The sequence below is a fragment of the Rhizobium sp. BK049 genome (assembly GCF_014193135.1).
Classification (GTDB): Bacteria; Pseudomonadota; Alphaproteobacteria; order Rhizobiales; family Rhizobiaceae; genus Rhizobium.
In genome coordinates, this window is sequence record NZ_JACHYV010000021.1 from 35,237 (window position 1) to 58,839 (window position 23,603).

Sequence of the window (23,603 nt, forward strand, 5' to 3'; positions counted from 1 at the left end):
AATCAACAGGTGACAAGAGAAATTTTGCGCGCTTTTCTGGAAAAGAAAGATCGGCGGCGCGGCAGGAGGAGAAGAAGGCCATGACCATACTTCACGCGGAGACGGCGCTGACGTCGCAAGGCTGGCGGAAGAACGTGCGGCTGACGCTCGAAGAAGGTCGCATCGCCCGGGTCGAGCCCGACGCTGCCGCAGCACCCGGCAATGAGCGCCATGCCCTGATCGTTCCCGCCATGGGCAACCTGCACAGCCATGCCTTCCAGCGGGCGATGGCCGGTCTTGCCGAAGTGCGTGGGCCTGCCAGTGACAGCTTCTGGAGCTGGCGCACGGTCATGTACAAGTTCGCCCTGGCGATGACGCCCGATCATGTCGAAGCGGTCGCCGCCAAGCTCTATGCCGAGATGCTGGAGGCGGGCTTTTCCCGTGTCGGCGAATTCCACTATCTCCACCATGACACGGATGGCGGCGCTTATGCCAATATCGCCGAGCTTGCCGAACGCATCGGTGCTGCGAGCGAAGAGACCGGCATCGGGCTGACGCTTCTGCCGGTCTTTTATGCCCATTCCGGCTTCGGTGGTGCCGCGCCGATTGAAGGCCAGCGACGCTTCATCAATTCGCTGGAAAGCTTCGAAAGGCTGATGGATGGGTGCCGTGTGGTGACCGGCCGGCTCGACGGCGCCGAACTCGGGCTGGCGCCGCACAGCTTGCGGGCCGCCACTCCCGAGGAGTTGGCGAAGCTTGTGCCGATGGCGGGCGACGGGCCGATCCACATCCATGTCGCCGAACAGGTGAAGGAGGTCGAGGACTGCATTGCCTGGTCCGGCGCGCGGCCGGTGGAATGGCTGCTCGATCATGCGCCGGTCGATCAGCGCTGGTGCTTCATCCATGCAACGCATATGACCGAGGACGAGACGCGGCGGATGGCGAAGAGCGGGGCGATTGCCGGCCTCTGCCCGATCACCGAAGCCAATCTCGGCGACGGCGCCTTTACCGCGCCGCTCTTCCTCGAAGAGGGCGGCCGTTACGGTATCGGTTCGGATTCAAACGTGCGGATTTCCCTGCCGGAGGAATTGCGCCAACTCGAATATTCGCAGCGCCTGGCGTTGCGCGCCCGCAATGTCGTCGCGGCACCTGGCGGATCGACGGCGCTTTCGCTATTCACCCACGCACTTGCTGGCGGCGCCGGCGCGCTGAAAGCGCCGGCCGGCCTCGTCGAGGGTCATCACGCCGATCTCGTTTCGCTCGATACGTCAGCCGTTCCCTACCTCTCGGGCGATCAGATCCTCGATCACTGGCTGTTTGCCGGCGGCGTTTCCGTCGATTGCGTGTGGGCGCGCGGCTTTAAGCAGGTGGAAGGCGGCCGCCATCGCGAGCGCGACGCAATCGACCGGCGGTTCCTCGCCGCAATGGGCGAGTTGCTGGCGGCCTGAAAAAGCACTTTTCCTTTCAAGGCATTCGATCTAGACCGGAGAACCAATCGGAACGTGGCGATGAACCAAAGCAGGGATCTGACCTTGCACCAGCGCATCCTGGGCGAGATCGAGGGGCGTATCGTCTCGGGCGAATGGCCACCGGGGCATCGTATTCCCTTCGAGGTCGACCTCGCCACGCAGTATGACTGCTCGCGTATGACAGTGAACAAGGTGCTGACTCAGCTCGCCAAGGCAGGCCTGATCGAGCGCCGCAAGAAATCCGGCAGCTTCGTCACCCAGCCGCAGGCGCAATCGGCCGTGCTCGAAATCCACGACATCAAGGCTGAGGTGCAGTCGCTGAACCTGCCTTATTCCTATGCGCTTTCGAAGAAGGCGAGCCGCAAGGCGAAAGCGGAAGACAGAAGCCGGCTGGAACTGCCCGTGGCGTCTTCGGTCGTTGAGGTGGTCTGCGTCCACAATGCCGGGGCGCGGCCCTTCTGCCTCGAGGAGAGGCTGATCAGCCTTGAAACCGTGCCTGAGGCCGCCGATGCCGATTTTCTGACGGTGGCGCCGGGGCCGTGGCTGCTTGGCCAGGTACCGTGGAGCACGGCCGAACACCGGATCCACGCGGTCTCCGCCACTGCCGAGGTGGCCGCGGCGCTCGACATCGCCCGCAACACCGCCTGCCTGGTAGTCGAACGCCGCACCTGGAGCGGCGCCGGTCCGGTGACCCACGTCCGTTTCACCTATCCGGGCGATCGCCACGCGCTGGTGGCGCGATTCACGCCGGCCTCGCAGTAGGTTCCATATACAAGGTGGCGACTGTTTTCACTCTTCGAACATCTTGCCGCTGCGTGCTTCGAGCCGATAGCGATAGCCGGGATAGACGAGGCGGGCGGTCGAGACCACCTGTTTTGCCGACCATGTGCGCCGGCGGATCGTCAGGCACGGCTCGGTCTTGAGAATGGTGAGCAGCTTGCATTCCCAGGCCTGCGGCATCGCCGCCTCGACGACATGCTCGGAGCCGCTGAGCGGGGCGGCCGCCGTCAGATAGGCGTTCGGCGTCAGCGTCGTGAAGTCCTGCTTGAGATAGTCGGGAGCGGCTTCCGGATGGACAAAACGGTCCTCGATCTGCACCGGAACGCCGTTTTCGCTGTGCACGATCAGCGAGTGGAAGACCGCCGCGCCGATTTCAAGTTCCAAGCTGTCGGCGATCTCGGGAGAGGCGGTTTCCTGGGCAAGAATGACGACAGACGCCTCATGAACATGGCCGCGTTCGGCGATCTCCTCGGCGATGTTGCGCACCTCGAACAGCGCCGAATAGCCCTTGCGCTCGGCGACGAAGGAGCCGACACCCTGGATGCGGACGAGTTCGCCCTCGTTGGCAAGTTCGCGCAGCGCCCGGTTGGCGGTCATCTTGCTGACGCCGAGCTCGACGACCAGTTCGTTTTCCGAGGGAACGCGGTATTTCGGCGGCCATTCACCACTGTGGATGCGGTCGAGGATCACCTGTTTGACGCCGGCATAGAGCGGCGTGCTGTCATTTCCTGCCAGGTCGCGTTTCATCTCGTCGGAACGCTTCATTGCCTATTCCTTTTGCACGGATGCAATTCGCCATATAAATCGACTTTTCTCTTGCATATCACAAATTTTTTCATATGGTACCATATACAACCTCCCGAACAGTCCTCGATGAAAAAATAGGACGGAACGGGCAAGCCGGCGGAGATCGGCGGTGCCGCAAGGTCTGTTTCAACTCCAGAGGAGAATTCATCGATGAAATTAAGCGCAATCCTTTTTTGCGGCGTCGCCGCCTTTTCCGCTTTCGCAGCTCCGGCCTTTTCCAAGGACTGGACGAAGGCGACCATCACCCTTGAGGGTGCTTATGCGCCTTGGAATCTCACCAATGCCGACGGTACGCTTGGTGGCTTCGAGCCTGAGCTTGCCAAGGTGCTCTGCGAGCGCGCCAAGATCGAATGCACGCTGGTTGCCTCCGATTGGGACGGTATGATCCCGGCGCTCAACGCCGGCAAGTTCGACGTCATCATGGATGCGCTGTCGATTACCGAAGAGCGGCGGAAGATTATTGATTTCACCATTCCCTATGCCGCGACTCCCGCCGCTTTCGCCACGGCCAAGGATAGCCCGCTCGCCAATGCCGCCGGCACCGGCGCCACGATCAAGATGACGCTCGGCCAGACCGGCGTGAAGGAGATCGACGCGCTGAAGGAACTCTTCAAGGGCAAGACCATCGGCATCCAGGCGGCGACCGTCTATGCCAAGTTCGTCTATGACAATTTCGGCGATATCGCCGAGATCCGTGAATACAAGACTGGCGCCGATCGCGACCTCGACCTGCAGAACGGCCGCATCGACCTCGGCTTCGACGACGCCGTCTATTTCGCCAATGCCTTTGAGGCAGCCAATGGCGCGCTTGCTTTCACCGGCCCGGAGATCGTCGGCTCGATCTGGGGTGAAGGCGAAGGCCTCGGCATCCGCAAGGCCGATACCGAGCTGCGTGACAAGTTCAACGAGGCGATCAAGTCGACGCTGGCCGACGGCACGGTCAAGAACCTTTCGATGAAATGGTTCAAGGTCGACGTCAGCCCGCAGCAATAAGCCTTACGGCCTCTTGGCCGCAGGTGCGGTCTCCGGCTTTAACGCCGGAGACCGCGCGTTATTCTCAAATCCATAAGACACTGCCGCGGACGGGGAACGGACGATATGGCAAGCTTGGAACTGCTCGGCTTCGGTTCAACCGGATGGGGCGCGCTGCTCATTCTCGCCGCCTTGATGACGCTCGCCGTCACGGCGACGGCGCTGGCGATCGGCGCGGTGCTGGGCGCGATCGTCGCCTTCGCGAAACTCTCCGGCAATCCGCTCCTCATCACGCTCGGCAATGTCTATACCACCGTGTTTCGCGGCGTGCCGGAACTGCTGATCATCTATCTCATCTATTTCGGCGGCTCCTCGGCCGTCACCTCGATCGGCAAGGCGATGGGCTACGAGGGTTTCCTCGGCCTACCGTCCTTTGCCGCCGGCGCGCTTGCCGTCGGCATCATCTCCGGCTCCTATCAGGCGGAAGTGTTCCGCGGCGCCTTCCTCGCCATTTCCAAGGGCGAACTCGAAGCCGCCTCGGCGATCGGCATGCACCGCGGGCTGCGCTTTCGCCGCATCATCATGCCGCAGGTGCTTCGCTTCGCCATTCCGGGCCTCGGCAATGTCTGGCAGCTCAGTCTCAAGGATTCGGCGCTGATCTCCGTCACAGGCCTTGCCGAGCTGATGCGCACCAGCCAGGTGGCGGCGGGCTCGACGCGGCAGTATTTCCTGTTCTTCATCGCCGGCGGCGCGCTCTACCTCATCCTGACCAGCCTTTCGGACCGCATCTTCAACGGCGCCGAACGCCGCGCCAATCGCAGCATGCCGGCATCGGCCATGGGCCAGGCGTAAGGAGGCGAAGATGGATTTCACGTTTCTCGCCTCGACCATGGTCACATTGCTGAAAGCCGTGCCGACGACGCTGATCCTGTTTTCGCTGTCGATCTTCTTCGGCGGCCTGCTGGCCCTCGTCATTGTCTGGATGCGGGTCAGCGGCAACCGCCTGCTTTCGGGCTTCGCCAAAGGTTATATCTTCGTCTTCCGCGGCTCGCCGCTGTTGATCCAGATGTTCCTGGTCTTCTACGGCCTCGGCCAGTTCGGCGTCATCCGCTATTCCTTCCTCTGGCCGTTTCTGCGCGAGCCGATGGTCTGCGCCATCCTGTCCTTGGCGCTCTGCACTGCCGGCTATACGGCGGAGATCTTCCGCGGCGGCATCCGTGCCGTGTCGCCGAAGGAGATCGAGGCGGCGCGCTCGATTGGCATGTCCGGTTTCCTGCTGGTGCGCCGCATCCTGGCGCCGATCGCCTTCCGCCACGCGCTGCCGGCCTATTCCACCGAGATCGTGCTGATGATGAAATCGACGGCGCTCGCAAGCCTCGTTACCGTGTGGGAGGTCACCGGCGTCGCCCAGCGGCTGATCTCGCAGACCTACCGGACGATGGAGGTCTTCCTCTGCGCGGCGATCATCTATCTCGTTCTGAACTTCATCATCCTGCAGGGCATGGCCCTGCTTGAATATTCGCTCTCCCGACACCGCCGAGCGGCCCCGCAGCCGCTGAAGGCATAGGCGTTTTTGACCTGATTGGAGCAACCATGCCAGGCGTCACCCGACTTTCGGTTCGCAACATCCGCAAGAGCTTCGGCACCCATGAAGTGCTGCGCGGCATTTCCCTCGATGCCGAGGACGGCGACGTGATTTCGCTGCTCGGCGCCTCAGGCTCCGGTAAATCGACCTTCCTGCGCTGCATCAACCTGCTCGAAACCGCCAGCGACGGCGAAATCTGGGTCGACGGCGAGCATATCGAGATGGTCCACAAGAACGGCAAGACAAGGCCGGCGAGCCAGAAGCAGGTCGACCATATCCGCTCCGAACTCGGCATGGTGTTCCAGTCCTTCAACCTCTGGTCCCACATGACCATCCTGCAGAATGTCATCGAGGGACCCATCCATGTGCTGAAGCGGCCGCGCGCCGAATGTATCGCCGAGGCCGAGGCGCTGCTCGAAAAGGTCGGCATCGCAGACAAACGCCATGCCTATCCCGCCCATCTCTCCGGCGGCCAGCAGCAGCGCGCCGCAATCGCACGCGCCTTGGCGATGAAGCCGAAGGTCATGCTGTTTGACGAGCCGACCTCGGCGCTGGATCCGGAACTCGTCGGCGAGGTGCTGCGCGTCATGCGGGCGCTTGCCGAGGAGGGCATGACCATGCTCGTCGTCACCCATGAGATGAGCTTTGCCCGCAACGTCTCGAACCGCGTCGTCTTCATGCGCGAAGGGCTGATCGAAAGCAGCGGCACGCCGGACGAGATGTTTGCCGGCGGCGCCACACCCGCCTTCCGCCAGTTCATCGGTCATTTCGGAACGGGTCGATGACGGTCGTCCTCGATAAGGTGCTGGGCTGGCGCGATGTTGCGCGCATCGGGGCAGGGGAGGCGCTTGCGCTGTCGCCGGCTGCCTGGGCGCGGGTCAAAAGGGCAAGCCGGATCGTCGCGCGCATCGTCGAAACCGGCGTGCGCGCCTATGGCGTCAACACCGGCGTCGGGGCGCTGGCCGATACGGTGGTCGACCGCGCCTCGCAGAGCCTGCTGTCGCGCAGCATCGTGCTCAGCCATGCCTGTGGCGTCGGACCGCTTCTGCCCGCCCGCGAGGTGCGCGCCATCATCGCCGCCGAGATCGCCAATTTTGCCCACGGCCATTCCGGCGTGCGGCGTGAGATCGTCCAGCATCTTGCGGCCCTGTTGGAGCATGATTGCATTCCGGACGTGCCATCCAAGGGCTCGGCCGGTTATCTCACCCATAATGCCCATACCGCGCTCGTCCTGATCGGCGAAGGCAGCGCGACGCTCGCCGGACGGCGTATGAGCGGCCGCGAAGCGCTTGCGGCGATCGGGCTTGCCCCGCTGGTACTCGGCGCCAAGGAGGGTTTGAGCCTCGTCAACGGGACGGCCTGCTCCACGGGCTTGACCTCAGTGGCACTCTGGCGCGCCGAGCGGTTGCTCGACTGGGCCGATGCCATCGCGGCGCTGACGCTGGAAGCGGCTGGCTGCCAGATCGCCGCCTTCGACGAAGCCGTGCTGGCGCTTCGGCCATCTGCGGGAATTGAGAAAGTAGGCGCTGCGCTGCGCGCACGGCTCCAGGGCAGCGGTCTCATCGCCGCCGCCTTTGGGCGGCGCACCCAGGATGCGCTGAGCCTTCGTTCGGTGCCGCATTCCCACGGAGCCGCCCGTGATGTCTTCGACAATTCCGCCCGCATCGCCGATCAGGAGCTCGCTTCGGTAACGGACAATCCCGCCGTTTCAGGCACTCCGGAAGAACCCGTCGTCTCGTCCGAGGCGCATGCGGTCGCCCCGGCGCTCGGGCAGGCGGCCGACTGCCTCGCCGTTGCAATGGCGCAGCTCTGTGCGATCAGCGAGAGGCGCATGGACCGGCTGGTCAATCCACTGGTGAGCGGCCTGCCGCCATTTCTGGCGAGCGATGCCGGCAGCCATTCCGGCTTCATGATCGCCCAGTATACCGCAGCGGCCCTCAGCAATGAAAATCGCCGCCTCGCCGCGCCCGCAGCGCTTGACGGCGGGCTGACCTCCGGCCTGCAGGAGGATTTCCTCGCCCATCCCACAGCCGCCGCCGGCAAGCTGCTCGCCGTCATCGACAATGCCGAATATATCCTGGCGATCGAGCTGATGGCTGCCGCCCAGGCGCATGATTTCCTGGCGGCGACGGCGCCGCGGGCGGCCGGCACGGATCTTATCTATCAGGCCGTGCGGGAGCGTATCTCCCATTATGGCGACGAGCGGCCGCTCAACGGCGATATCGAGACCGTGCGCAGCCTGATCCGCGAGAGTGCGCCGCCACCCATGAATTGAATCGGGCAGACCGTCAGAACGGCTTGCCGGTTTCGGAATCCTGCTTGGCTTTTCCGCCGGCTTCAAGGCGTTTGAGGCATTTGCGATAGGTCGGGTAGAGCTGGTCAACCCGCGAGAGCGGCAGCGTCCAGTCGCCTTCGTCGCCGGCAAAGGTCAGTTGCACGTCAGGGGTTCCTGAAAAGGAATTCTTGATGATCTTCTTCAGTCCGTCATTTCCTTTGCTCGCCGGTGGCCAGAGGCGAAGCGTCGTCTTGTCGAAGAATTCGGCGGCAACCACTTTCGTCACGTTGCGATCGGTCAGCGTCACGTCTGTCGTGGTGCCGGCCGGAATGTCCCAGCTGGTCTTGGTCACCAGCCAGAAGGTCTCGGTGGCGCTCTGACGGAATTCCATTGTCTTGCCGATCTCGCTGTCCCACAGCAGCCGGCAATAGGCAGGGCTCTCGTTCGCAAAGCCGACCGACCATTGCCGCGCGCCGCCCATCCATTCGGTCTCGCCAAGGGCTGTGACCGGCTGCAGGACGGATGCCATCAGAACCATCGCGGTCAGAATTTTCATCGCGGAAATCTTCTCCAGGACAATCGGCTCCAGCGATAGCAAAAGAAGGTTGAGCTTTTGCTACCAAAGCGTCGCGCGACTTTTCGCGTACAAGAACGCAGTCGCATCTGGTGCGTCCTGGGCGTCGTCATTCCCGCTCCCGAAGAACGCCAGAAGCACACTGAAGGATAATCGCTAGCAGTACGAAGTTCGTCAGTCCGCGTCAGAACCGGATGGCGACTCCGAAGATCGGCCCTTGCTGCACAACGTCGAAGACGAAGCCGTCGTTGTCGTAATTGACGCCCAGTGCACGATACCCGGCGACCGCCGAGATGCTGTTGTTGAACTTGTAGCCGAGGCCCAACGCTATGTCCCAGTCGAGATCGGCGCCGCCGGCGCCCACCAGACCCCAGCCGGTAAGATAGATTTCCGGGGTGAAGAAGTAGTTTCCTCTGACGCCGGCGACGGCATCGACCCATGTGGCGCTGTCTTCGACATCCACTCCGGCGAGAATACCGCCATTGAAGGAGATCTCGGTTTTGGCCGACCAGACCTTCATCCCACCGACCACGTCGAGGTGGCCATTTTGCTCTTCGAGCACGGCGTAACCGACGCCAAGAAATCCCGCGAAGGTCTTCGATGTCACATCGACGCTTTCGGCAAGGATGCCGGCAGGCGTGTCGGCGTCGGCACCGAGCTTGGTGTAGATCACGTCACCAACGATGCTGAAGCGATCGTATCTTGCTTCGCCTGCCGCCATGAACGCGAAGTCGAGATTTTCGAGAATATCGCTGAAGTCAGAGTCGAGATGGACTTCCGGAAGCCCAAACTGCCCAATATCGCCGGATATGCCGGCAGCCGTGAAGGTGCATCGCCATCAGGTCATGGAAAAGCTTGCCGTACGGTCACTGGCCGAGGCGGTGTCGATCGCCGCAAATATCGGTCTCATCGACCAGGATACGGCATCGCCGGTGGGGTGATCCGATGTCCTTCCCCTTAGGACAATATCAATCGACCTCCAAGCGGCCTAGTTTGACCGGCAACCGTTAGTCTCTCATATGTTCGAAAGAAGGAGCATGAGAGAACCTTCGCCGCACGGTCGCTGTCGTCGATGATGACGCAAGCTTGCGGCGTAGCCTCGGGCGGCTGCTCAACGCCTACGGTTTTCTGGCCATGGAGTATGCATCTGCCGAGGCCTTTCTCGCTCGCGAGCGAGAAACGGCGATACACTGCCTTGTCCTTGATATCGACCTCGGTGGCATGTCGGGCATCGATCTCCAACGCAGATTGAAGGCCGAGGGGACAAACCTTCCGGTGATTTTCATCACGGCGTTGGAAACCGCTTCCGTGAAGGCGGAGGCGGAAAAGGTGGGCTGTGTTGCTTATCTGCGGAAGCAATTTTCCGGAGCCGCGCTCATTGCGGCCATCAACAAGGCTTTGGGATTGTGAGCTGATCGAAGCTGTAGACGTTGCGCTTTCGAAGGCCGTCGGTCTGCTCGATCGCCGCTTGATGGTGTGCGGCAGTACCGCGTCTTGCCGACCCGGCTCCCGCAGTCCTTTATCAGGACTCGACCGGATCAATGCGTTTCCCTATCTCAGTGGTGTCGATGAATTATGGGCTGCCCCGCCGGGCGTAAAAAAACCTGCTTCAGGAGCCTTGAACGCAGCTGGGCTTGAATCCTGAGGTTGCATTGCCGATTTGGCGAAGACCGACATGAGTAAAGGGAGCTCGACGGCACGCATGACTGAGGTTCAACGACGAGGTTTTCTGACAAGGCTTACCGCCTATGAGCCGCTGACGCTCATTATGCTGGCATCCGTCGCGGGAGGGCTGTTCGTGCTCCAGCGATTGACGAGCGAGGTCCTGGAAGGGGAGACGTTCCGGTTTGACGAGGCGATCCTGCTGGCGCTGCGGCGGCCGAGCGATCTCAGCATGCCGATCGGTCCCGCCTGGCTGACGCACGCCGTCGGCGACATCACCAGCCTCGGCGGCATCACCGTTCTGTCGCTGATGACTGTCCTCGTGACCGTCTATCTCTTGCTCGACCGGCGCTGGCCGATCGCGATCTTCGTCTTTTCCTCGGTGCTGTCAGGGTGGCTGGCGAGTACGCTTTTGAAGATCCTCGTCGCGCGGCCGCGCCCCGATGTCGTGCCGCACCTCGTCGAGGTGAGCGATCTCAGTTTTCCCTCCGGCCATGCCATGGTCTCGGCGGTGACCTATCTGACGCTCGGGGCGCTGCTGGCGCGCACACAACGTTATCCCTCGACGCGGATTTTCGTCATGGGCGCCGGCGTCTTTCTGGCCGTCATCATCGGTTTGAGCCGGATCTACCTCGGCGTTCATTATCCGACGGACGTTTTCGCCGGATGGTGCGCCGGCGCGCTCTGGGCGCTCGGCTGCTGGCTGATCTCGAAACAGTTCATTTCAAGCCGTCCCGTCGACGATAGCGTCGAAACTGCCGCTGGCGACAGCAAATAGCATTCAGCAAAATTCTGCTACAGCCGCTCAGCCTCATGCGTGTGGCACCGCGTGCCTGCGGCGCCACACGTGCTTGAGTGATTAGGTGCGCGGCTTCAGATTCTCCGGGTCATAGATCGGCTTGTAGCCGACGCCGACGACTTCCACCGGATAGCTCTCTGCAAAATACTCGACCTCAAGCTTGCGTCCGACCTGGCAATGCGACCACGGCAGATAGGCGAGGGCGATGTTCTTGCCGACCGTCGGGCCGTAGGCGATCGAGGTCGTGTAGGACCGGCGGCCAAGCTCGTCGACCAGAACCTCTCCCGTGGCGGGATCGACGACCGGCAGGTTGCCGACGGGATAGCGCTTCACGCCTGTTTTATCGGTATTCTCGGTCATGACGAGCGTGCAGAGCATGGCCGGCTGGTGCTCGCGCGCTTTGTATTCCAGATGCTTTTCCTTGCCGCGGAAATCGGCTTCCTTGACCTTCGGGCGGGCGAGATCGGCTTCGATCAGGTTGTACTGGGTCAGGAGGTCGGCGTTCTGCAGGCGCAGGCTCTTCTCCATGCGGCGCGAGTTCGCATAGGTCTCGACGCCGAAAGCCATCACGCCGGTCGAGCGCAGCGCATCCCAGACGGCGAGGCCGTCTTCGTACTTCATGTGCAATTCCCAGCCCTGCTCGCCGACATAGGAGATGCGGAAGGCGGTGACGGTCTTGCCTGATATTTCGATCGGCTTGATCGCCGCAAAGGCGAAGTTTTCCTGATCGAGCCCGGCCGGATCGGCTACGACCTTCTTCAGCGTCTCGCGCGCGTTCGGACCCCAGATGCCGATCGTCACGAATTTCTCCGAGACATCGGTGACGGTCACGTCAAGGCCGCGGTCTTGAGCGACCCGCTTCACATAGTGCAGATCGCGCGGGCCGGCATCGGCGCCGTTGACGAGGCGGCAGCGGTCGGCCATGCGGAACACGGTGAAGTCTGCGCGCACCATGCCTTCGTCGTCGAGGAAGTGGGTGTAGATACCCTTGCCGATGTTGGCATCGCCGCCGATCTTGGCGGCGCACAGCCACTCCATCAGCTCGACATGATCAGGCCCCTCGATATCGACCATGTGAAAATGGCTGAGATTGACGATGCCGCAATCCTCGCTCATCGCCAGGTGTTCGGCATTCGAGACGCGCCAGAAATGACGGTTGTCCCATTCGTTCTCGCGAACCGGGACGCGGTCGGCGTATTTCTCCAGCAGGTGCTCATTGGCGGCGTAGCCATGCGCACGCTCCCAGCCGCCAAGCTCCATGAAGTAACCGCCAAGCTCCTTTTCGCGCTCGTAGAAGGGCGAACGCTTGACGTTGCGGCCGGATGCATAGGGTTCGCGGGTGTGAACCGCCGGGAAGTAGATCTTCTGGGCGGCTTCGAAGCAGCGGCCTTCGATAAATTCTTCCGTCAGCTGATGCGGATAGAAGCGGGCATAGTCGATGCTGTTGTGATCGATTTCGGTACGGCCATCGGTCATCCAGTCGGCGATCAGCTTGCCATAGCCCGGGCCGTCCTTGACCCAGATGGCAACGCAATACCAGAGACCGCGCACCTTCTGGCTCTCGCCGCAGGATGGGCCGCCGGCGGCGGAAACCTGCAGCAGGCCGTTGAAGGAGTGACCTTCGTTATAGCCAAGTTCGCCGAGGATCGGTGTCAGTTCCATGGCGCGCTCGAGTGGCTCGAGGATCTGTTCCATCTCGAGGTCGCGCTGGGACGGCGAAAGGCGTGCTTCGTGTTTTTCGAGAAGTTCGCGCGGATGGCACATGCGCGGATTGGTGGCTTCGTAATAGCCCCACTCGATCTGACCACCCTCGGTCGTCGCCGGGTCGCCGGTGTCGCGCATGTAGGCGGAGTTGCCCTGGTCCCGCAGCAGCGGGAAGCCGATTTCCTTGCCGGTGCCTTCGAACTCGTTATAGGGACCGAAGAAGGTGAGCGGATGGTCGACCGGCATGACCGGCAGGTCTTCGCCGACCATCTCGGCGATAAGGCGGCCCCAGAGGCCGGCGCAGACGATGACGTGGTCGGCCATGATGGTGCCGCGATGGGTGACGACGCCCTTGATGCGGCCGCCTTCGACGATCAGCGACTTCGCCGGGGTGTTGCCGAACACCTTGAGCTTGCCTGCCTTTTCGGCGGCGTCGACCAGCTTGCCGGCAACGGTCTGCGAGCGCGGAATGACGAGGCCGGCATCCGGATCGAAAAGGCCGCCCATCACCTGATCTTCCTCGATCAGCGGGAACTTCTCCTTGATCTCGGCGGGGCTGACATAATGGGCGCGGGTGCCGAAAGCGCGTGCCGAGGAAAGCTTGCGCTTGATTTCCTCCATCCAGGCGTGGTCGCCGGTTCGCGCCACTTCGAGGCCGCCGATGCGGGCGTAGTGGCCCATCTTCTCATAGAAATCGATCGAATATTGCGTTGTCCAGACCGACAGATAGTCGTGGCTCGTCGTGTAACAGAAGTCCGAGGCATGCGCTGTCGAGCCGATGTCGGTCGGTATGCCCGACTTATCGATGCCGACGATATCGTCCCATCCGCGCTCGACCAGATGATGAGCGATGGAGGCGCCGACGATGCCGCCGAGCCCGATGATGACGACCTTTGCCTTTTCCGGAAATGCTGCCACGTGCTGTTCCTTCTATTTCCGCACGAATTAAAACTACCGAGCCGCGCTTGGCTTACGCTTCGCGTGAGATGCAGGAGCCATGTCAGCCTCGTGAGCGTGTCACATTTGCCGAAGCTGCAAAACCCCAGACCTCTCCCTCCCGAAGCTGGATAAGCCATTATGCATAAGGCTCACAATCGTCATTGGTCCTACGCCGTCGAGTAACGGCGTAATTGCGCCAGTCCGGATCGGGGCTGAGGTTATTCAGATAGAGCTCGCCTGCCCGGATCACGGGGCTGAAATTGCGTTGAGCCGATCGATGTCTCTGAGCACTATATCGTCGGAAACCGGCTCGCGATTGTGCAGGCGGAACCATTCAGCCGCTTCGCGCACGCGGTCTCCGTGCGGCGGGGGATAGGCGCCCAGCCGAAGGACCCATTCCCGCACGGTCTCGCGCTCCATCCGGCCGGCCCGGTATCGGTCGCAGACGGTTTTCGCCGAGGCGACGAGATCATTGATACTCTTCACGGCCGGCCCTCAATGCACGGAAGGTTCGTCGTCGAGAAAGGAGCGGATGCCGTCCCGCGCCACGACCGCGAGGAATTCGTCGAAAGCTTCGCGGTCCGTCGCGAACGGCTCGTCCCACTGGATCAGGTCCTCTGCCTGGGTGACGACTTCCATCGTCCAGTCTTCATTGCTGCCGGCGGCTCGAAAGATATCGACGAGCACCGTAACCCCGTCTTCGGTAAATTCCCCCGCCAATTCGGAGTGCTCAAGCTTCTGTTTCTTTGCCATTCAACCGCCAGCGCCGGGAGGGGCGTCGTTTTTGAGATGTTCTTCGTATTGGACCGTCTGAGTCTCGTCAGTGTCTATAGAATCCGATGCAGATCTTGCCAAGCGAACGCCCGCGCCGCCACCATTCTCCGGGATGAAAAGAACGCCCGCTGCCTCCAAACTCTCCTTCAGGTCCCGCAGGGTCTGCTCGTCAGGGGAAAGCTTCCCGGCTTCGAAACGGGCAATCGTCGCCTTAGGGATTTTCGCGGCTGAAGATAGATCGTCCTCAGACCACGCGATAAGAGCTCGTGCCGCGCGGCACTGAGATGCGGATAGAGAAAAGTCATCAATTGGCATTGATACACGGATGGTTGGACTCGGTCAGCACTATGAGAGATGTGAGCGCCGGCGAAGAAAGCAAGCGAATGTGCTGATACCGGATCGAACCCGCTACCCTATTGGGCGATAGGAAGGTTGATTGACTGAATATCGCCAAGGCCTAATTTAAGCCCTCTTATCACGCGCCGGGGAGGTTGCAATGCGTGAGCCGGACATGCAGAAACTCGATGCTCTTGTCGGTCGTCTTGTTGGCGACGTCGGCGCCGCCGTGTCGGGCGCCTTGGTCGTGCTCGGTGACAAAGTCGGAATCTTCAAGGCGATGGCCGATGGGACGCCTTTGAGCGTCGAGCAGCTTGCCGCGAAAACGGGGGTGAAGGAGCGCTACCTCAGGGAATGGCTCAGCGCCCAGGCGGCGGCGGAATATGTCAGCTATGATGAAAAATCGGATCGTTTCAGCCTGACGCCGGAACAGGCGATGGTGTTCGCCGAGGAAAACAGCCCCGCCTTCTTCGTGGGCGCTTTCGAGGTTGTGCAATCCATGTGGATGGACGAGCCAAAAGTCGCCGAAGCATTCCGCACCGGCAAGGGTCTTGGCTGGCATGAACATAGCGCATGCCTGTTCCGGGGAACCGAGCGGTTCTTTCGCCCGGGCTACAACAGCCACCTTGTCAACGAGTGGATCCCGGCTCTTTCCGGAATGGAGGAAAAGCTGAAGGCCGGTGCCAATGTCGCCGATGTCGGCTGCGGTCACGGGGCATCGACCATCCTGATGGCGCAGGCCTATCCTGCCTCCCGATTTACCGGCTTCGACTATCACGGTCCGTCGATAGAAGCAGCAAGGGCCGCCGCGAAAGAGGCGGGCGTCGGGGACAGGGTGACTTTTGAGCAGGGCAAGGCGGCCGAGTTTCCGGGGCGCGGTTATGATATGGTCGCCATGTTCGACTGCCTCCACGACATGGGCGATCCGGTCGGCGCCGGGCGGCATGTCAAGGAAACGCTTGCGCCGAATGGGACATGGCTCATCGTCGAACCCTTCGCCCATGACCACCTGAAGGACAATCTCAATCCGGTGGGCCGCGTCTATTATGGGGCGTCGACGATGATCTGCACACCGGCATCGCTCTCCCAGGAGGTGGGGCTCGGGCTCGGCGCTCAGGCCGGAGAAATGAGGCTTCGAAAGGTTGCACTCGACGCCGGCTTCACGCATTTCCGCCGTGCAACCGAAACGCCGTTCAACATGGTGTTCGAGGTGCGGGCGTAAGGCGCATCAGTCGTGTTTCAGCGCGTGGCAGTGGCACTGACTGCTATTGCGGCACCTGGAACAGGTGGCGGATTCGCATCAGCAGCGAAGTCATCGAGCTGCCGTTCAGTGTTGCGCCTTCGGTCACGAAGGAATGCTGGCCGGTCTCGATGCGGTGGGTCAGGGTGGCGGCAAGCTCCTCGGCGATGCCGGGCCTGTCGTGCAGCAACGGTGTCAGACTGGTCTGTGCAATTTCGTAAATGACCACGAAGGTGAGGGCGCGCAGGCTTGCCGCTTCGCCGGCGCCGATCAGCAGTCCGCTCTCGCCGAAATAGTCGCCCGGTGCCAATCGTCCGACTTCGATTTCCTTTTGGCCTTCCTTGCGTGTCGCGATGACGGCGCCGCTGCGCACGATCATCAGCGAAGCGACCGTATCCCCCTGTTCGATCAGAATCGCATCCTTCTTGAAGGTCCGCCGCGTCATCGAGGCGGCCAGCGTCTCCTTCTCGTCCTCCGTCAACGAGGCAAACAGGGGGATGGCGTCGAGAAGCTTGAGCGGCGTCGGACGATGCTGCCCTGCCACTTCTTCCGGCTGCACCCGGTCGGACGGCGGGCCTGCGGCATCGATCGGCCGCGCCAGGGTGAGGCCGGCCGCCTTGATGTGGCGGTAGATAAGATCGAATATCTCATTCTTCGCCAGCCCGGCGTGGCCAATATCCCTGACGCGAAAAGAGAGCTCCACCTCCACCGCATCGGCATTGAGCGACTTGACCTGCACGCCGGGCTTTGGTTCCGTCAGGATAGAGCCGCTGCTCAAAAGCACGGTGCGCATCACCTCGACGATCGTCGATGGCCCCGCAGTCGGTACGACGCGGACCGTCAGCATGACGCCGTGGCTGCGGTCGGGGCTGCTGAGGTTGGTCAGCCCCACCTTGGCAAGGAAGCTGTTGGGCAGGATGACAAGGTCGTTCGTGCCGTTCAGGAGATGCGTGCTACGCCAGTTGGTTTCGACGACACGCCCTTCGACGCCATCGTTGAGGACGATCCAATCACCGATTGTGTAAGGCCGGCCGAGATTGAGTGCGATACCGGAAAAGACGTCGTTCAGCGTGCTCTGCAGCGCCAGGCCGAGGATGATGGCGAAGACGCCCGAGGTGGCGATCAACGTTCCGACGGGAAAGCTGAAGACGTAGGCCACCACCGAAAGGATCGCGCCGAGATAGATCAGGCCGATGACCAGATCCTGAACGAGGCGTCCCTCCCGCGGTTGCCGTTCGAAGATCAGGAAGACACGAACGAAGCCGATCAACGCCCAGGCCGCATTGATCCACCAGACCACCTTGGCAACCCCGATGAAGACACGTTCGAAGGCGGAAGACGATGTCGGGCTGACCTCGTAGGGCACGATATCGTGATAGAGAAGCAGGATGGTCAGCGCCGCGAAGAAGAACACCTGACCGGCCAGCTTCCAGCTCGGGAAGGGGCGAAGGGCAACTCGGGTAACCATCGCGCCGATCACGGCCACCGCTCCCACCTGGACGACGGGATCCGAAAGCGCCTCGGACCATGTGGGACTTTCAAGCATCGAAATCAACTCGCGAGAGAAGGCTGAGTGCAGCCAGAAACGCTATGGCAATGACCGTTCGAAGAACCATCGTCGCCGTCATCGAATATGCCTTGAGGAAATTCCATTTCCTCGCGGCGTCGGCCGGGCATGGCGAGCCGGAGGCCCGGAAAAGCAACATTGCCGTTCGTTCAAGCGATGTCAAACCGCCACCTAGCCATGGATTTCGTTGCGCCTTCGGGTGATCCGGCTCTCAGCGAAGCTTGCCGATGCTGGCATACATGCCGGTCGTGCGGAATTCGGTCGGGTTGGTGCCGTAGACGCGGCGGAAGACTTTGGAGAAATAGTTGGCGTCCTCGAAGCCGCACATGATGGCGACTTCCTTGACCGGCAGGAAGTCCGCCTTGGTCAGAAGCTTGACGGCGCGCTGTAGCCGCTGCTGCAGCACGAATTCGGCCGGCGGCATGCCTTCGCTCTCGGCGAAGCTGCGCGAGAAATGCGCGCGGCTGAGGCCGACGATGCCGGCGAGTTCGCTGACCGGCAGCGGCTTGTCGAGATTGGCGTTGATATGGTCGATCACCGGCTGCATGAGGCTGAGTTCAGCGGCAACAGCCGCCGAGTTGAAGACATCGTCATAGAGGGCCATCGCCGCTTCATAAGCGATCGCCGACGCTGCTCCCGCCGACGTCGCGCCCTTGACCAGACGGAGGCTGCAATCGGCGAGATGATCGACGGTCGAGGGCTGCAGCTTCAAGACCGGACCGGCTGTGGAAAGCACCAGCTTGTGGATGCGCAGCGTTTCCTCGCCGTTCATCGAAATCCAGAAATACTCCCAACGGTCGCCTTTCTCCAGCCAGTAGCGGTGGTTGTGGGGGACGAGCACGAGCAGCGTATCGCCGGGTTGGAGGCGGTAATTGCGGTTCTGGTAGCGCAGCCGGCCGGTGCCGCTGATCGTGTGCTGCAGCACGGTGAAGGGCGTCTGGCCGCGCCGGCGGCCGTCCCAGTCGTAGGTCTCGTTCTCACGCACTTCATAGCCGGCGCTGGTCGGCATTGCGTGCAATCGCTGCCGGCCGCGGGGCAGCGAAACCGTCCTCATCGCCTGTCCGTTGGCAATCAAATCCTGCAGCACAAAATTACCCCTGAAAGCATAATCCTTCTCTGGTCGCCCTGCCGATTTCGGGCATAATCCCGCTCGACAAGAAAGAAGAGACCGCGGCCGATGGAGCGGCCGGGAGGAAAACAGGCAGTTTTACGGCTTTTTCAACCACATGCGCCGGCATGCGGTCTGCTCCTCCTTATCAATCTTTTCTCTAGCATTCGATTGGGTCGAGGTGAAGATCATGAGTTTCAAAATCGCTATCATCGGTGCGGGCAGCGTCGGTTTTACCAAGAAGCTGTTCACCGATATTTTGTGCGTTCCGGAGTTTCGCGACATCGAATTCGCGCTGACCGATATCAGCGAACATAATCTGGAAATGATCAAGGCGATTCTCGACCGGGTCGTCGAGGCAAACAAGCTGCCGACCAAGGTGACGGCAACGACCGACCGGCGCAAGGCGCTGGAAGGCGCGCGCTACATCATCAGCTGCGTCAGGGTCGGCGGGCTCGAAGCCTATGCCGACGATATCAGGATCCCGCTGAAATACGGCATCGACCAGTGCGTCGGCGATACGATCTGCGCCGGCGGCATCCTTTATGGCCAGCGCAACATTCCCGTCATCCTCGACTTCTGCAAGGATATAAGAGAGGTCGCCGAACCCGGCGCCAAGTTCCTCAACTACGCCAATCCGATGGCGATGAACACCTGGGCGGCGATCGAATACGGCAAGGTCGACACCGTCGGTCTCTGCCATGGCGTCCAGCACGGCGCAGAACAGATCGCCGAGGTGCTCGGCGCCAAGTCGGTGCGCGAGCTCGATTACATCTGCTCCGGCATCAACCACCAGACCTGGTTCATCGATCTGCGCCTCAACGGCCGCAAGATCGGCAAGGACGAGCTGGTCGCCGCCTTCGAGGCGCATCCCGTCTATTCGCAGCAGGAGAAATTGCGCATCGACGTGCTGAAGCGGTTCGGGGTCTATTCTACCGAAAGCAACGGCCACCTCTCGGAATATCTGCCCTGGTACCGCAAGCGGCCGGAAGAGATCACCCGCTGGATCGATATGTCCGACTGGATCCACGGCGAGACCGGCGGCTACCTCCGGCACTCGACGGAAACCCGCAACTGGTTCGAGACGGAATTCCCGCAATTCCTGGAATCCGCCTCCAAGCCGATCGATCCCGCCAAACGCTCGAACGAACATGCCAGCCACATTCTGGAGGGGCTGGAAACGAACCGGGTCTATCGCGGCCATTTCAACGTCAAGAACAACGGCGTCATCACCAACCTCCCGTCCGATGCGATCATCGAATCGCCCGGCTTCGTCGATCGCTTCGGCATCAACATGGTTTCGGGCGTCACCCTGCCGGAGGCTTGTGCGGCGACCTGCATCGCCTCGATCAACGTCCAGCGCATGTCGGTACATGCGGCGGTCTCGGGCGATATCGACCTCTTGAAGCTTGCCGTGCTGCACGATCCGCTGGTCGGTGCCGTCTCGACGCCCGAGGAGGTCTGGCAGATGGTCGACGAGATGGTCGTTGCCCAGGCGCGCTGGCTGCCGCAATATGCCGATGCCGTGCCGGCCGCCAAGGAGCGGCTGTCGAAATCGAAGGTGCAGACCCGCGACTGGGCGGGCGCCGCCCGCCGCAACGTCCGCTCGATCGAGGAGCTGCGCGCCGAAAAGGCGGCTCTGAAACAGGCCGTGTAAATTCGTGAAAGACGGGTCGTCATGGGTTTCCGGGAGGGAGGTCCATGACATCAGACCCGCCTTCACATCGTGCGAGGAAAAGGAGCCGCCGAGTTCGCGCTCCGGAACAGAGGGAGAAACGATGATGAATTTCCGCAACGCAAGCATTCTCGCCGGACTGGCGCTCGGCGTCTCGGTCATGGCGTTGAACGCCTATGCCTCCGAGCCGACCGTTCCGCCGGTGCCGCCGAACTTTCCGGCCGAAGGCAAGATCAATTATGTCGCGCGCGACTCCATTCTGGAGTTCAAGGCGCTGCCCGAATATCACGAGCCCGACTGGGTCACCAAGAATTTCGTCTCCACCGGCAAGCTACCGCCCGTCAAGGACCGGCTGCCGAAGGAACCGCTGGTCTTCAAAACAGGCAATATGCCCGACGGCATCGGCGTTTACGGCGATACGATGCGTCACGTCATCGGCGGCCGGCCTGAGGGCTGGAACTATGGCGCCGGCCAGACGCAGGGCTGGGGCGGCATCGATATCGGTCTCTCCGAATGCCTGACGCGCACCGCACCGCTCTTCCAGGTGGAAGCCAAGGATACGGAGCCGCTGCCGAACCTTGCCAAGAGCTGGGACTGGTCGGAGGACGGCCATAAGCTGACCATGCACCTGATCGAAGGCGCCAAGTGGTCCGACGGCGCGCCGTTCAACGCCGACGACATCATGTTCTACTGGGACGACGAGGTCATCGATCCCAACGTCTCGCCGCTTGGCGGCGGCGCTTCGCCTGAGGCCTTCGGTGTCGGCACGACGCTGAAGAAGATCGACGATTACACCGTCGAATGGACCTTCAAGGAAGCCTTCCCGAAGCAATATCTCTACACCATGTCCTACCCGAACTTCTGCCCGGGTCCGTCGCATATCCTGAAGCCCCAGCATCCGAAATATTCGAAGAACACCTACGACCAGTTCAAGAACGCCTTCCCGCCGGAGTTCATGAACATGCCCGTGATGGGCGCCTGGGTGCCTGTGGAATATCGCCCCGACGACATCATCGTCCTGCGCCGCAACCCCTACTACTGGAAGACCGACGAGAAGGGCAACCAGCTGCCTTATCTCAACGAGCTGCACTACAAGCTCTCGACCTGGGCCGACCGCGACGTTCAGGCGGTGGCCGGATCCGCCGATTTCTCCAACCTCGAGCAGCCGGAAAACTTCGTCGCTTCGCTGAAGCGCGCCGCCGAAAAAACCGCGCCCGCCCGCTTGGCCTTCGGACCGCGCCTGATCGGCTATAACTTGCGCATGAACTTCTCCGCCAATGGCTGGGGCAACCCGGACGAGCGTGGCCAGGCGATCCGCGAGCTCAACCGCAATGAGGATTTCCGCAAGGCCGTCACCATGGCGCTGGATCGCAAGGCGATCGGCGACTCGCTGGTCAAGGGGCCGTTTACGGCGATCTATCCGGGCGGACTTTCCTCCGGCACCAGCTTCTACGACCGCAACTCCACCGTCTACTATCCCTATGACCTGAAAGGCGCCAAGGCGGAACTCGCCAAAGCCGGCCTCAAGGACACCGATGGCAATGGCATCGTCAACTTCCCCGCTGGTACGGCGGGCGGCAAGGATGTCGAAATCGTCATGCTGATCAACAATCAGTACACGACCGACAAGAGCCTTGCCGAAGGTGTCGTCGGCCAGATGGAGAAGCTCGGGCTGAAGATCGTCCTCAATGCGCTCGATGGCGCCAAGCGCGATGACGCCCATTATGCCGGCCGCTTCGACTGGTTAATCCAGCGCAACACGACGGAGCTGTCTTCGGTGGTGCAGAATACCGAGCAGCTTGCCCCCGTCGGTCCGCGCACCAGCTGGCACCATCGCGCCGGCAAGGATGACCAGCTCGATCTGATGCCCTTCGAAACGCAGCTCGTCGACGTCGTCAACAAGTTCAGGACGAGCCAGGACAACGACGAGCGCGTCGGCCTGATGAAGCAGTATCAGAAGATCTCGACGGAACACGTCAACACGGTCGGCCTGACGGAATATCCGGGCGCCCTGATCATCAACAAGCGCTTCTCGAACGTGCCGCAGGGGACGCCGATCATGATGTTCAACTGGGCTGAAGATTCGGTGATCCGCGAACGCCTCTGGGTGGCTGCCGACAAGCAGGGCAAATACGAGCTGTTCCCCGAGCAGCTGCCCGGCAAGCCCGGTGACAAGGGCCCGATCAACTGATGTGAAACAAAAGCGCGTCGCAGATCGTGCGACGCGCTGGAGAGTTCCCTCCCAGCTGAAACGAGATCCAGGCCGCGCGTGACGCGCGGCCTGATATGACCAACGAGCCGGCCGCGCTGACAAGGAGCGACTGGCGGCAGAGAGAAGCGAACCGTTCGATGTTACGATTCCTGCTCGTGCGCATAGCCTCCGCGATCCCCGTTCTCTTCATCCTGAGCGTGGTGACCTTCGCGATCATCCAGGCGCCGCCCGGCGACTATGCCGATTACATAAGATCGCAGCTGATCAATCAGGGCGGCGCATCCTATGCCCAGGCCGAAGCGCAGGCGCAGGCCTACCGCGTCGAGCACGGCCTCGACAAGCCGATGGTCATCCAATACGTCAACTGGATCGGCGGCATCGTCACACGCGGCGATTTCGGCTACAGCATGTTCTACAACAAGCCGGTCGCCGACGTCGTCGGCGAGCGCCTGCCGCGCACTTTGCTGCTGGCGCTCGTCTGCCACATCTTCGCCTCGGTGCTCGGCATCGGCTTCGGAATCTGGGCGGCGACGCGGCAATATAGCTGGATCGACAGCACGCTGTCGGCGATATCCTTCCTCGGCATGACGGTGCCGCGTTTCCTGATGGCGCTGATCATCGTCTATCTCCTGGTTTTTCAGTTCAACGTGACCGAGATCGGCAGCTTCTTCTCGCCGCAATATGGAGGGGCGCCGTGGTCCTGGGCGAAATTCGTCGATCTCGTCAGCCATGTCTGGCCGGTTGTCGCGATCGCCACTTTCGGCGGGCTCGCCTATAACATGCGCGTCATGCGCGGCAATCTGCTCGACACGCTGAATGCGCAATATGTCGAGACGGCAAAGGCCAAGGGTCTTTCCGGCGGCGCGGTGGTGATGCGCCATGCAGTGCCGAACGCGCTGCATCCTCTCGTCATGTATCAAGGGGTGGTGCTGCCTTACATGCTGACCGGCGAGATCGAAACCGCGATCATCTTCGCGCTGCCGACCGTCGGCCCGGCGATCGTCGGCTCGATGGCGATCGGCGACGTCTATGTCACGGCCACCTTCATGATGGTTCTGTCGGCAACGCTGATCGTCGGCAACATCATCGCCGACATGCTGCTCGCTCTGCTCGATCCGCGCGTACGCCAGTTCGGAGGAGCCTGAG

Annotated in this window: 20 protein-coding genes and 3 pseudogenes; 14 read left to right on the top strand and 9 right to left on the bottom strand. The window is 61.7% G+C overall.

The window, feature by feature from the left end; translation table 11 throughout:
• The first annotated feature begins 80 nt into the window (after nt 1-80).
• Both FHT70_RS20860 and hutC (FHT70_RS20865) read left to right on the top strand, forming a co-directional pair.
• Entirely contained in the window at nt 81-1,427 is a 1,347-nt protein-coding gene (locus FHT70_RS20860; RefSeq protein ID WP_183704537.1) for a formimidoylglutamate deiminase, read from the top strand.
• 60 nt (nt 1,428-1,487) lie between these two features.
• Nucleotides 1,488-2,210, top strand: coding sequence for a histidine utilization repressor (gene hutC, locus FHT70_RS20865; protein ID WP_183704539.1), 723 nt, complete (start codon nt 1,488-1,490; stop codon nt 2,208-2,210).
• A gap of 27 nt (nt 2,211-2,237) precedes the next feature.
• On the opposite strand, the gene hutC (FHT70_RS20870) is transcribed toward hutC (FHT70_RS20865), so the two are convergent.
• The gene (gene hutC / locus FHT70_RS20870; protein WP_085780927.1) at nt 2,238-2,993 is read right to left on the bottom strand and encodes a histidine utilization repressor; all 756 of its coding nucleotides are present in this window, start codon (nt 2,991-2,993) and stop codon (nt 2,238-2,240) included.
• Between the two features lie 192 nt (nt 2,994-3,185).
• Here hutC (FHT70_RS20870) and FHT70_RS20875 point away from each other — a divergent pair, with 192 nt between their 5' ends.
• From FHT70_RS20875 to hutH, 5 genes are all read left to right on the top strand, one after another.
• Complete coding sequence (locus FHT70_RS20875) at nt 3,186-4,028, top strand: transporter substrate-binding domain-containing protein (RefSeq protein WP_183704541.1); 843 nt, start codon at nt 3,186-3,188, stop codon at nt 4,026-4,028.
• Between the two features lie 105 nt (nt 4,029-4,133).
• Nucleotides 4,134-4,859 (top strand): ABC transporter permease subunit, encoded by a 726-nt coding sequence (locus FHT70_RS20880; RefSeq protein WP_097598838.1) that lies wholly within the window; start codon nt 4,134-4,136, stop codon nt 4,857-4,859.
• Between the two features lie 10 nt (nt 4,860-4,869).
• The gene (locus FHT70_RS20885; protein WP_097598839.1) at nt 4,870-5,574 is read left to right on the top strand and encodes an ABC transporter permease subunit; all 705 of its coding nucleotides are present in this window, start codon (nt 4,870-4,872) and stop codon (nt 5,572-5,574) included.
• 26 nt (nt 5,575-5,600) lie between these two features.
• On the top strand, nt 5,601-6,377 hold the full coding sequence (locus FHT70_RS20890) for an ATP-binding cassette domain-containing protein (RefSeq protein ID WP_097598840.1): 777 nt from the start codon (nt 5,601-5,603) through the stop codon (nt 6,375-6,377).
• Nucleotides 6,374-7,867 carry a histidine ammonia-lyase gene (gene hutH / locus FHT70_RS20895; protein WP_183704543.1) on the top strand — a complete coding sequence of 498 codons (1,494 nt, stop codon included), beginning with the start codon at nt 6,374-6,376 and terminating at the stop codon, nt 7,865-7,867. Before FHT70_RS20890 ends, hutH begins: the two co-directional genes overlap by 4 nt.
• A 13-nt stretch (nt 7,868-7,880) precedes the next feature.
• Here the strand turns inward: hutH and FHT70_RS20900 are convergent, their stop codons facing one another.
• Together FHT70_RS20900 and FHT70_RS20905 are read right to left on the bottom strand one after the other, a co-directional pair.
• Nucleotides 7,881-8,423 carry a hypothetical protein gene (locus FHT70_RS20900; RefSeq protein WP_183704544.1) on the bottom strand — a complete coding sequence of 181 codons (543 nt, stop codon included), beginning with the start codon at nt 8,421-8,423 and terminating at the stop codon, nt 7,881-7,883.
• A 202-nt stretch (nt 8,424-8,625) separates the two neighbouring features.
• Nucleotides 8,626-9,261 (bottom strand): annotated as a pseudogene (locus FHT70_RS20905) (hypothetical protein); the annotation flags it as partial.
• A gap of 1 nt (nt 9,262) precedes the next feature.
• Between FHT70_RS20905 and FHT70_RS20910 the strand changes: the two are divergent.
• From FHT70_RS20910 to FHT70_RS20920, 3 genes and pseudogenes are all read left to right on the top strand, one after another.
• A pseudogene (locus tag FHT70_RS20910) lies at nt 9,263-9,382 on the top strand (DNA-binding response regulator); the annotation flags it as partial.
• 100 nt (nt 9,383-9,482) lie between these two features.
• Nucleotides 9,483-9,851: pseudogene (locus FHT70_RS20915) on the top strand (response regulator); the annotation flags it as partial.
• Nucleotides 9,852-10,143: 292 nt separating this feature from the next.
• Nucleotides 10,144-10,881: a phosphatase PAP2 family protein gene (locus FHT70_RS20920; protein WP_183704639.1), complete on the top strand. Its 738-nt coding sequence runs from the start codon at nt 10,144-10,146 to the stop codon at nt 10,879-10,881.
• A gap of 81 nt (nt 10,882-10,962) precedes the next feature.
• Here FHT70_RS20920 and FHT70_RS20925 read toward each other — a convergent pair whose 3' ends face one another.
• From FHT70_RS20925 to FHT70_RS30440, 4 genes are all read right to left on the bottom strand, one after another.
• Nucleotides 10,963-13,524 carry an FAD-dependent oxidoreductase gene (locus FHT70_RS20925; protein WP_183704546.1) on the bottom strand — a complete coding sequence of 854 codons (2,562 nt, stop codon included), beginning with the start codon at nt 13,522-13,524 and terminating at the stop codon, nt 10,963-10,965.
• Between the two features lie 267 nt (nt 13,525-13,791).
• Nucleotides 13,792-14,031 (bottom strand): hypothetical protein, encoded by a 240-nt coding sequence (locus FHT70_RS20935; protein ID WP_183704547.1) that lies wholly within the window; start codon nt 14,029-14,031, stop codon nt 13,792-13,794.
• Nucleotides 14,032-14,040: 9 nt separating this feature from the next.
• Nucleotides 14,041-14,298, bottom strand: coding sequence for a hypothetical protein (locus FHT70_RS20940; protein WP_183704548.1), 258 nt, complete (start codon nt 14,296-14,298; stop codon nt 14,041-14,043).
• Nucleotides 14,299-14,634, bottom strand: coding sequence for an XRE family transcriptional regulator (locus FHT70_RS30440; protein WP_246721903.1), 336 nt, complete (start codon nt 14,632-14,634; stop codon nt 14,299-14,301).
• Nucleotides 14,635-14,815: 181 nt separating this feature from the next.
• Between FHT70_RS30440 and FHT70_RS20945 the strand changes: the two genes are divergently transcribed.
• Entirely contained in the window at nt 14,816-15,877 is a 1,062-nt protein-coding gene (locus FHT70_RS20945) for a class I SAM-dependent methyltransferase (protein ID WP_183704549.1), read from the top strand.
• 43 nt (nt 15,878-15,920) lie between these two features.
• Here FHT70_RS20945 and FHT70_RS20950 read toward each other — a convergent pair whose 3' ends face one another.
• Both FHT70_RS20950 and FHT70_RS20955 read right to left on the bottom strand, forming a co-directional pair.
• Nucleotides 15,921-17,441, bottom strand: a complete 1,521-nt coding sequence (locus FHT70_RS20950) for a mechanosensitive ion channel family protein (protein ID WP_183704551.1) — start codon at nt 17,439-17,441, stop codon at nt 15,921-15,923.
• Nucleotides 17,442-17,673: 232 nt separating this feature from the next.
• Entirely contained in the window at nt 17,674-18,516 is an 843-nt protein-coding gene (locus tag FHT70_RS20955) for an AraC family transcriptional regulator (RefSeq protein ID WP_183704643.1), read from the bottom strand.
• 244 nt (nt 18,517-18,760) lie between these two features.
• Between FHT70_RS20955 and FHT70_RS20960 the strand changes: the two genes are divergently transcribed.
• The 3 genes from FHT70_RS20960 to FHT70_RS20970 all read left to right on the top strand — a co-directional run bounded on the left by FHT70_RS20960 (nt 18,761) and on the right by FHT70_RS20970 (nt 23,602).
• Nucleotides 18,761-20,227 (top strand): alpha-glucosidase/alpha-galactosidase, encoded by a 1,467-nt coding sequence (locus FHT70_RS20960; RefSeq protein WP_097598950.1) that lies wholly within the window; start codon nt 18,761-18,763, stop codon nt 20,225-20,227.
• 121 nt (nt 20,228-20,348) lie between these two features.
• On the top strand, nt 20,349-22,436 hold the full coding sequence (locus FHT70_RS20965) for an ABC transporter substrate-binding protein (RefSeq protein ID WP_183704553.1): 2,088 nt from the start codon (nt 20,349-20,351) through the stop codon (nt 22,434-22,436).
• 158 nt (nt 22,437-22,594) lie between these two features.
• On the top strand, nt 22,595-23,602 hold the full coding sequence (locus tag FHT70_RS20970) for an ABC transporter permease (protein ID WP_183704555.1): 1,008 nt from the start codon (nt 22,595-22,597) through the stop codon (nt 23,600-23,602).
• The last annotated feature ends 1 nt before the right edge of the window (nt 23,603 follow it).

Excerpts from the sequence above, each read along its gene's own strand:
- hutH (WP_183704543.1), top strand. The coding sequence starts at position 6,374 with ATGACGGTCGTCCTCGATAAGGTGCTGGGCTGGCGCGATGTTGCGCGC.
- FHT70_RS20960 (WP_097598950.1), top strand. The coding sequence starts at position 18,761 with ATGAGTTTCAAAATCGCTATCATCGGTGCGGGCAGCGTCGGTTTTACC.
- FHT70_RS20945 (WP_183704549.1), top strand. The coding sequence starts at position 14,816 with ATGCGTGAGCCGGACATGCAGAAACTCGATGCTCTTGTCGGTCGTCTT.
- FHT70_RS20965 (WP_183704553.1), top strand. The coding sequence starts at position 20,349 with ATGATGAATTTCCGCAACGCAAGCATTCTCGCCGGACTGGCGCTCGGC.
- hutC (WP_085780927.1), bottom strand. The coding sequence starts at position 2,993 with ATGAAGCGTTCCGACGAGATGAAACGCGACCTGGCAGGAAATGACAGC.
- FHT70_RS20860 (WP_183704537.1), top strand. The coding sequence starts at position 81 with ATGACCATACTTCACGCGGAGACGGCGCTGACGTCGCAAGGCTGGCGG.
- FHT70_RS20880 (WP_097598838.1), top strand. The coding sequence starts at position 4,134 with ATGGCAAGCTTGGAACTGCTCGGCTTCGGTTCAACCGGATGGGGCGCG.
- FHT70_RS20920 (WP_183704639.1), top strand. The coding sequence starts at position 10,144 with ATGACTGAGGTTCAACGACGAGGTTTTCTGACAAGGCTTACCGCCTAT.
- FHT70_RS20970 (WP_183704555.1), top strand. The coding sequence starts at position 22,595 with ATGTTACGATTCCTGCTCGTGCGCATAGCCTCCGCGATCCCCGTTCTC.
- FHT70_RS20900 (WP_183704544.1), bottom strand. The coding sequence starts at position 8,423 with ATGAAAATTCTGACCGCGATGGTTCTGATGGCATCCGTCCTGCAGCCG.
- FHT70_RS20950 (WP_183704551.1), bottom strand. The coding sequence starts at position 17,441 with ATGCTTGAAAGTCCCACATGGTCCGAGGCGCTTTCGGATCCCGTCGTC.
- FHT70_RS20955 (WP_183704643.1), bottom strand. The coding sequence starts at position 18,516 with ATGAGGACGGTTTCGCTGCCCCGCGGCCGGCAGCGATTGCACGCAATG.
- hutC (WP_183704539.1), top strand. The coding sequence starts at position 1,488 with ATGAACCAAAGCAGGGATCTGACCTTGCACCAGCGCATCCTGGGCGAG.
- FHT70_RS30440 (WP_246721903.1), bottom strand. The coding sequence starts at position 14,634 with ATGCCAATTGATGACTTTTCTCTATCCGCATCTCAGTGCCGCGCGGCA.
- FHT70_RS20875 (WP_183704541.1), top strand. The coding sequence starts at position 3,186 with ATGAAATTAAGCGCAATCCTTTTTTGCGGCGTCGCCGCCTTTTCCGCT.
- FHT70_RS20885 (WP_097598839.1), top strand. The coding sequence starts at position 4,870 with ATGGATTTCACGTTTCTCGCCTCGACCATGGTCACATTGCTGAAAGCC.
- FHT70_RS20890 (WP_097598840.1), top strand. The coding sequence starts at position 5,601 with ATGCCAGGCGTCACCCGACTTTCGGTTCGCAACATCCGCAAGAGCTTC.
- FHT70_RS20940 (WP_183704548.1), bottom strand. The coding sequence starts at position 14,298 with ATGGCAAAGAAACAGAAGCTTGAGCACTCCGAATTGGCGGGGGAATTT.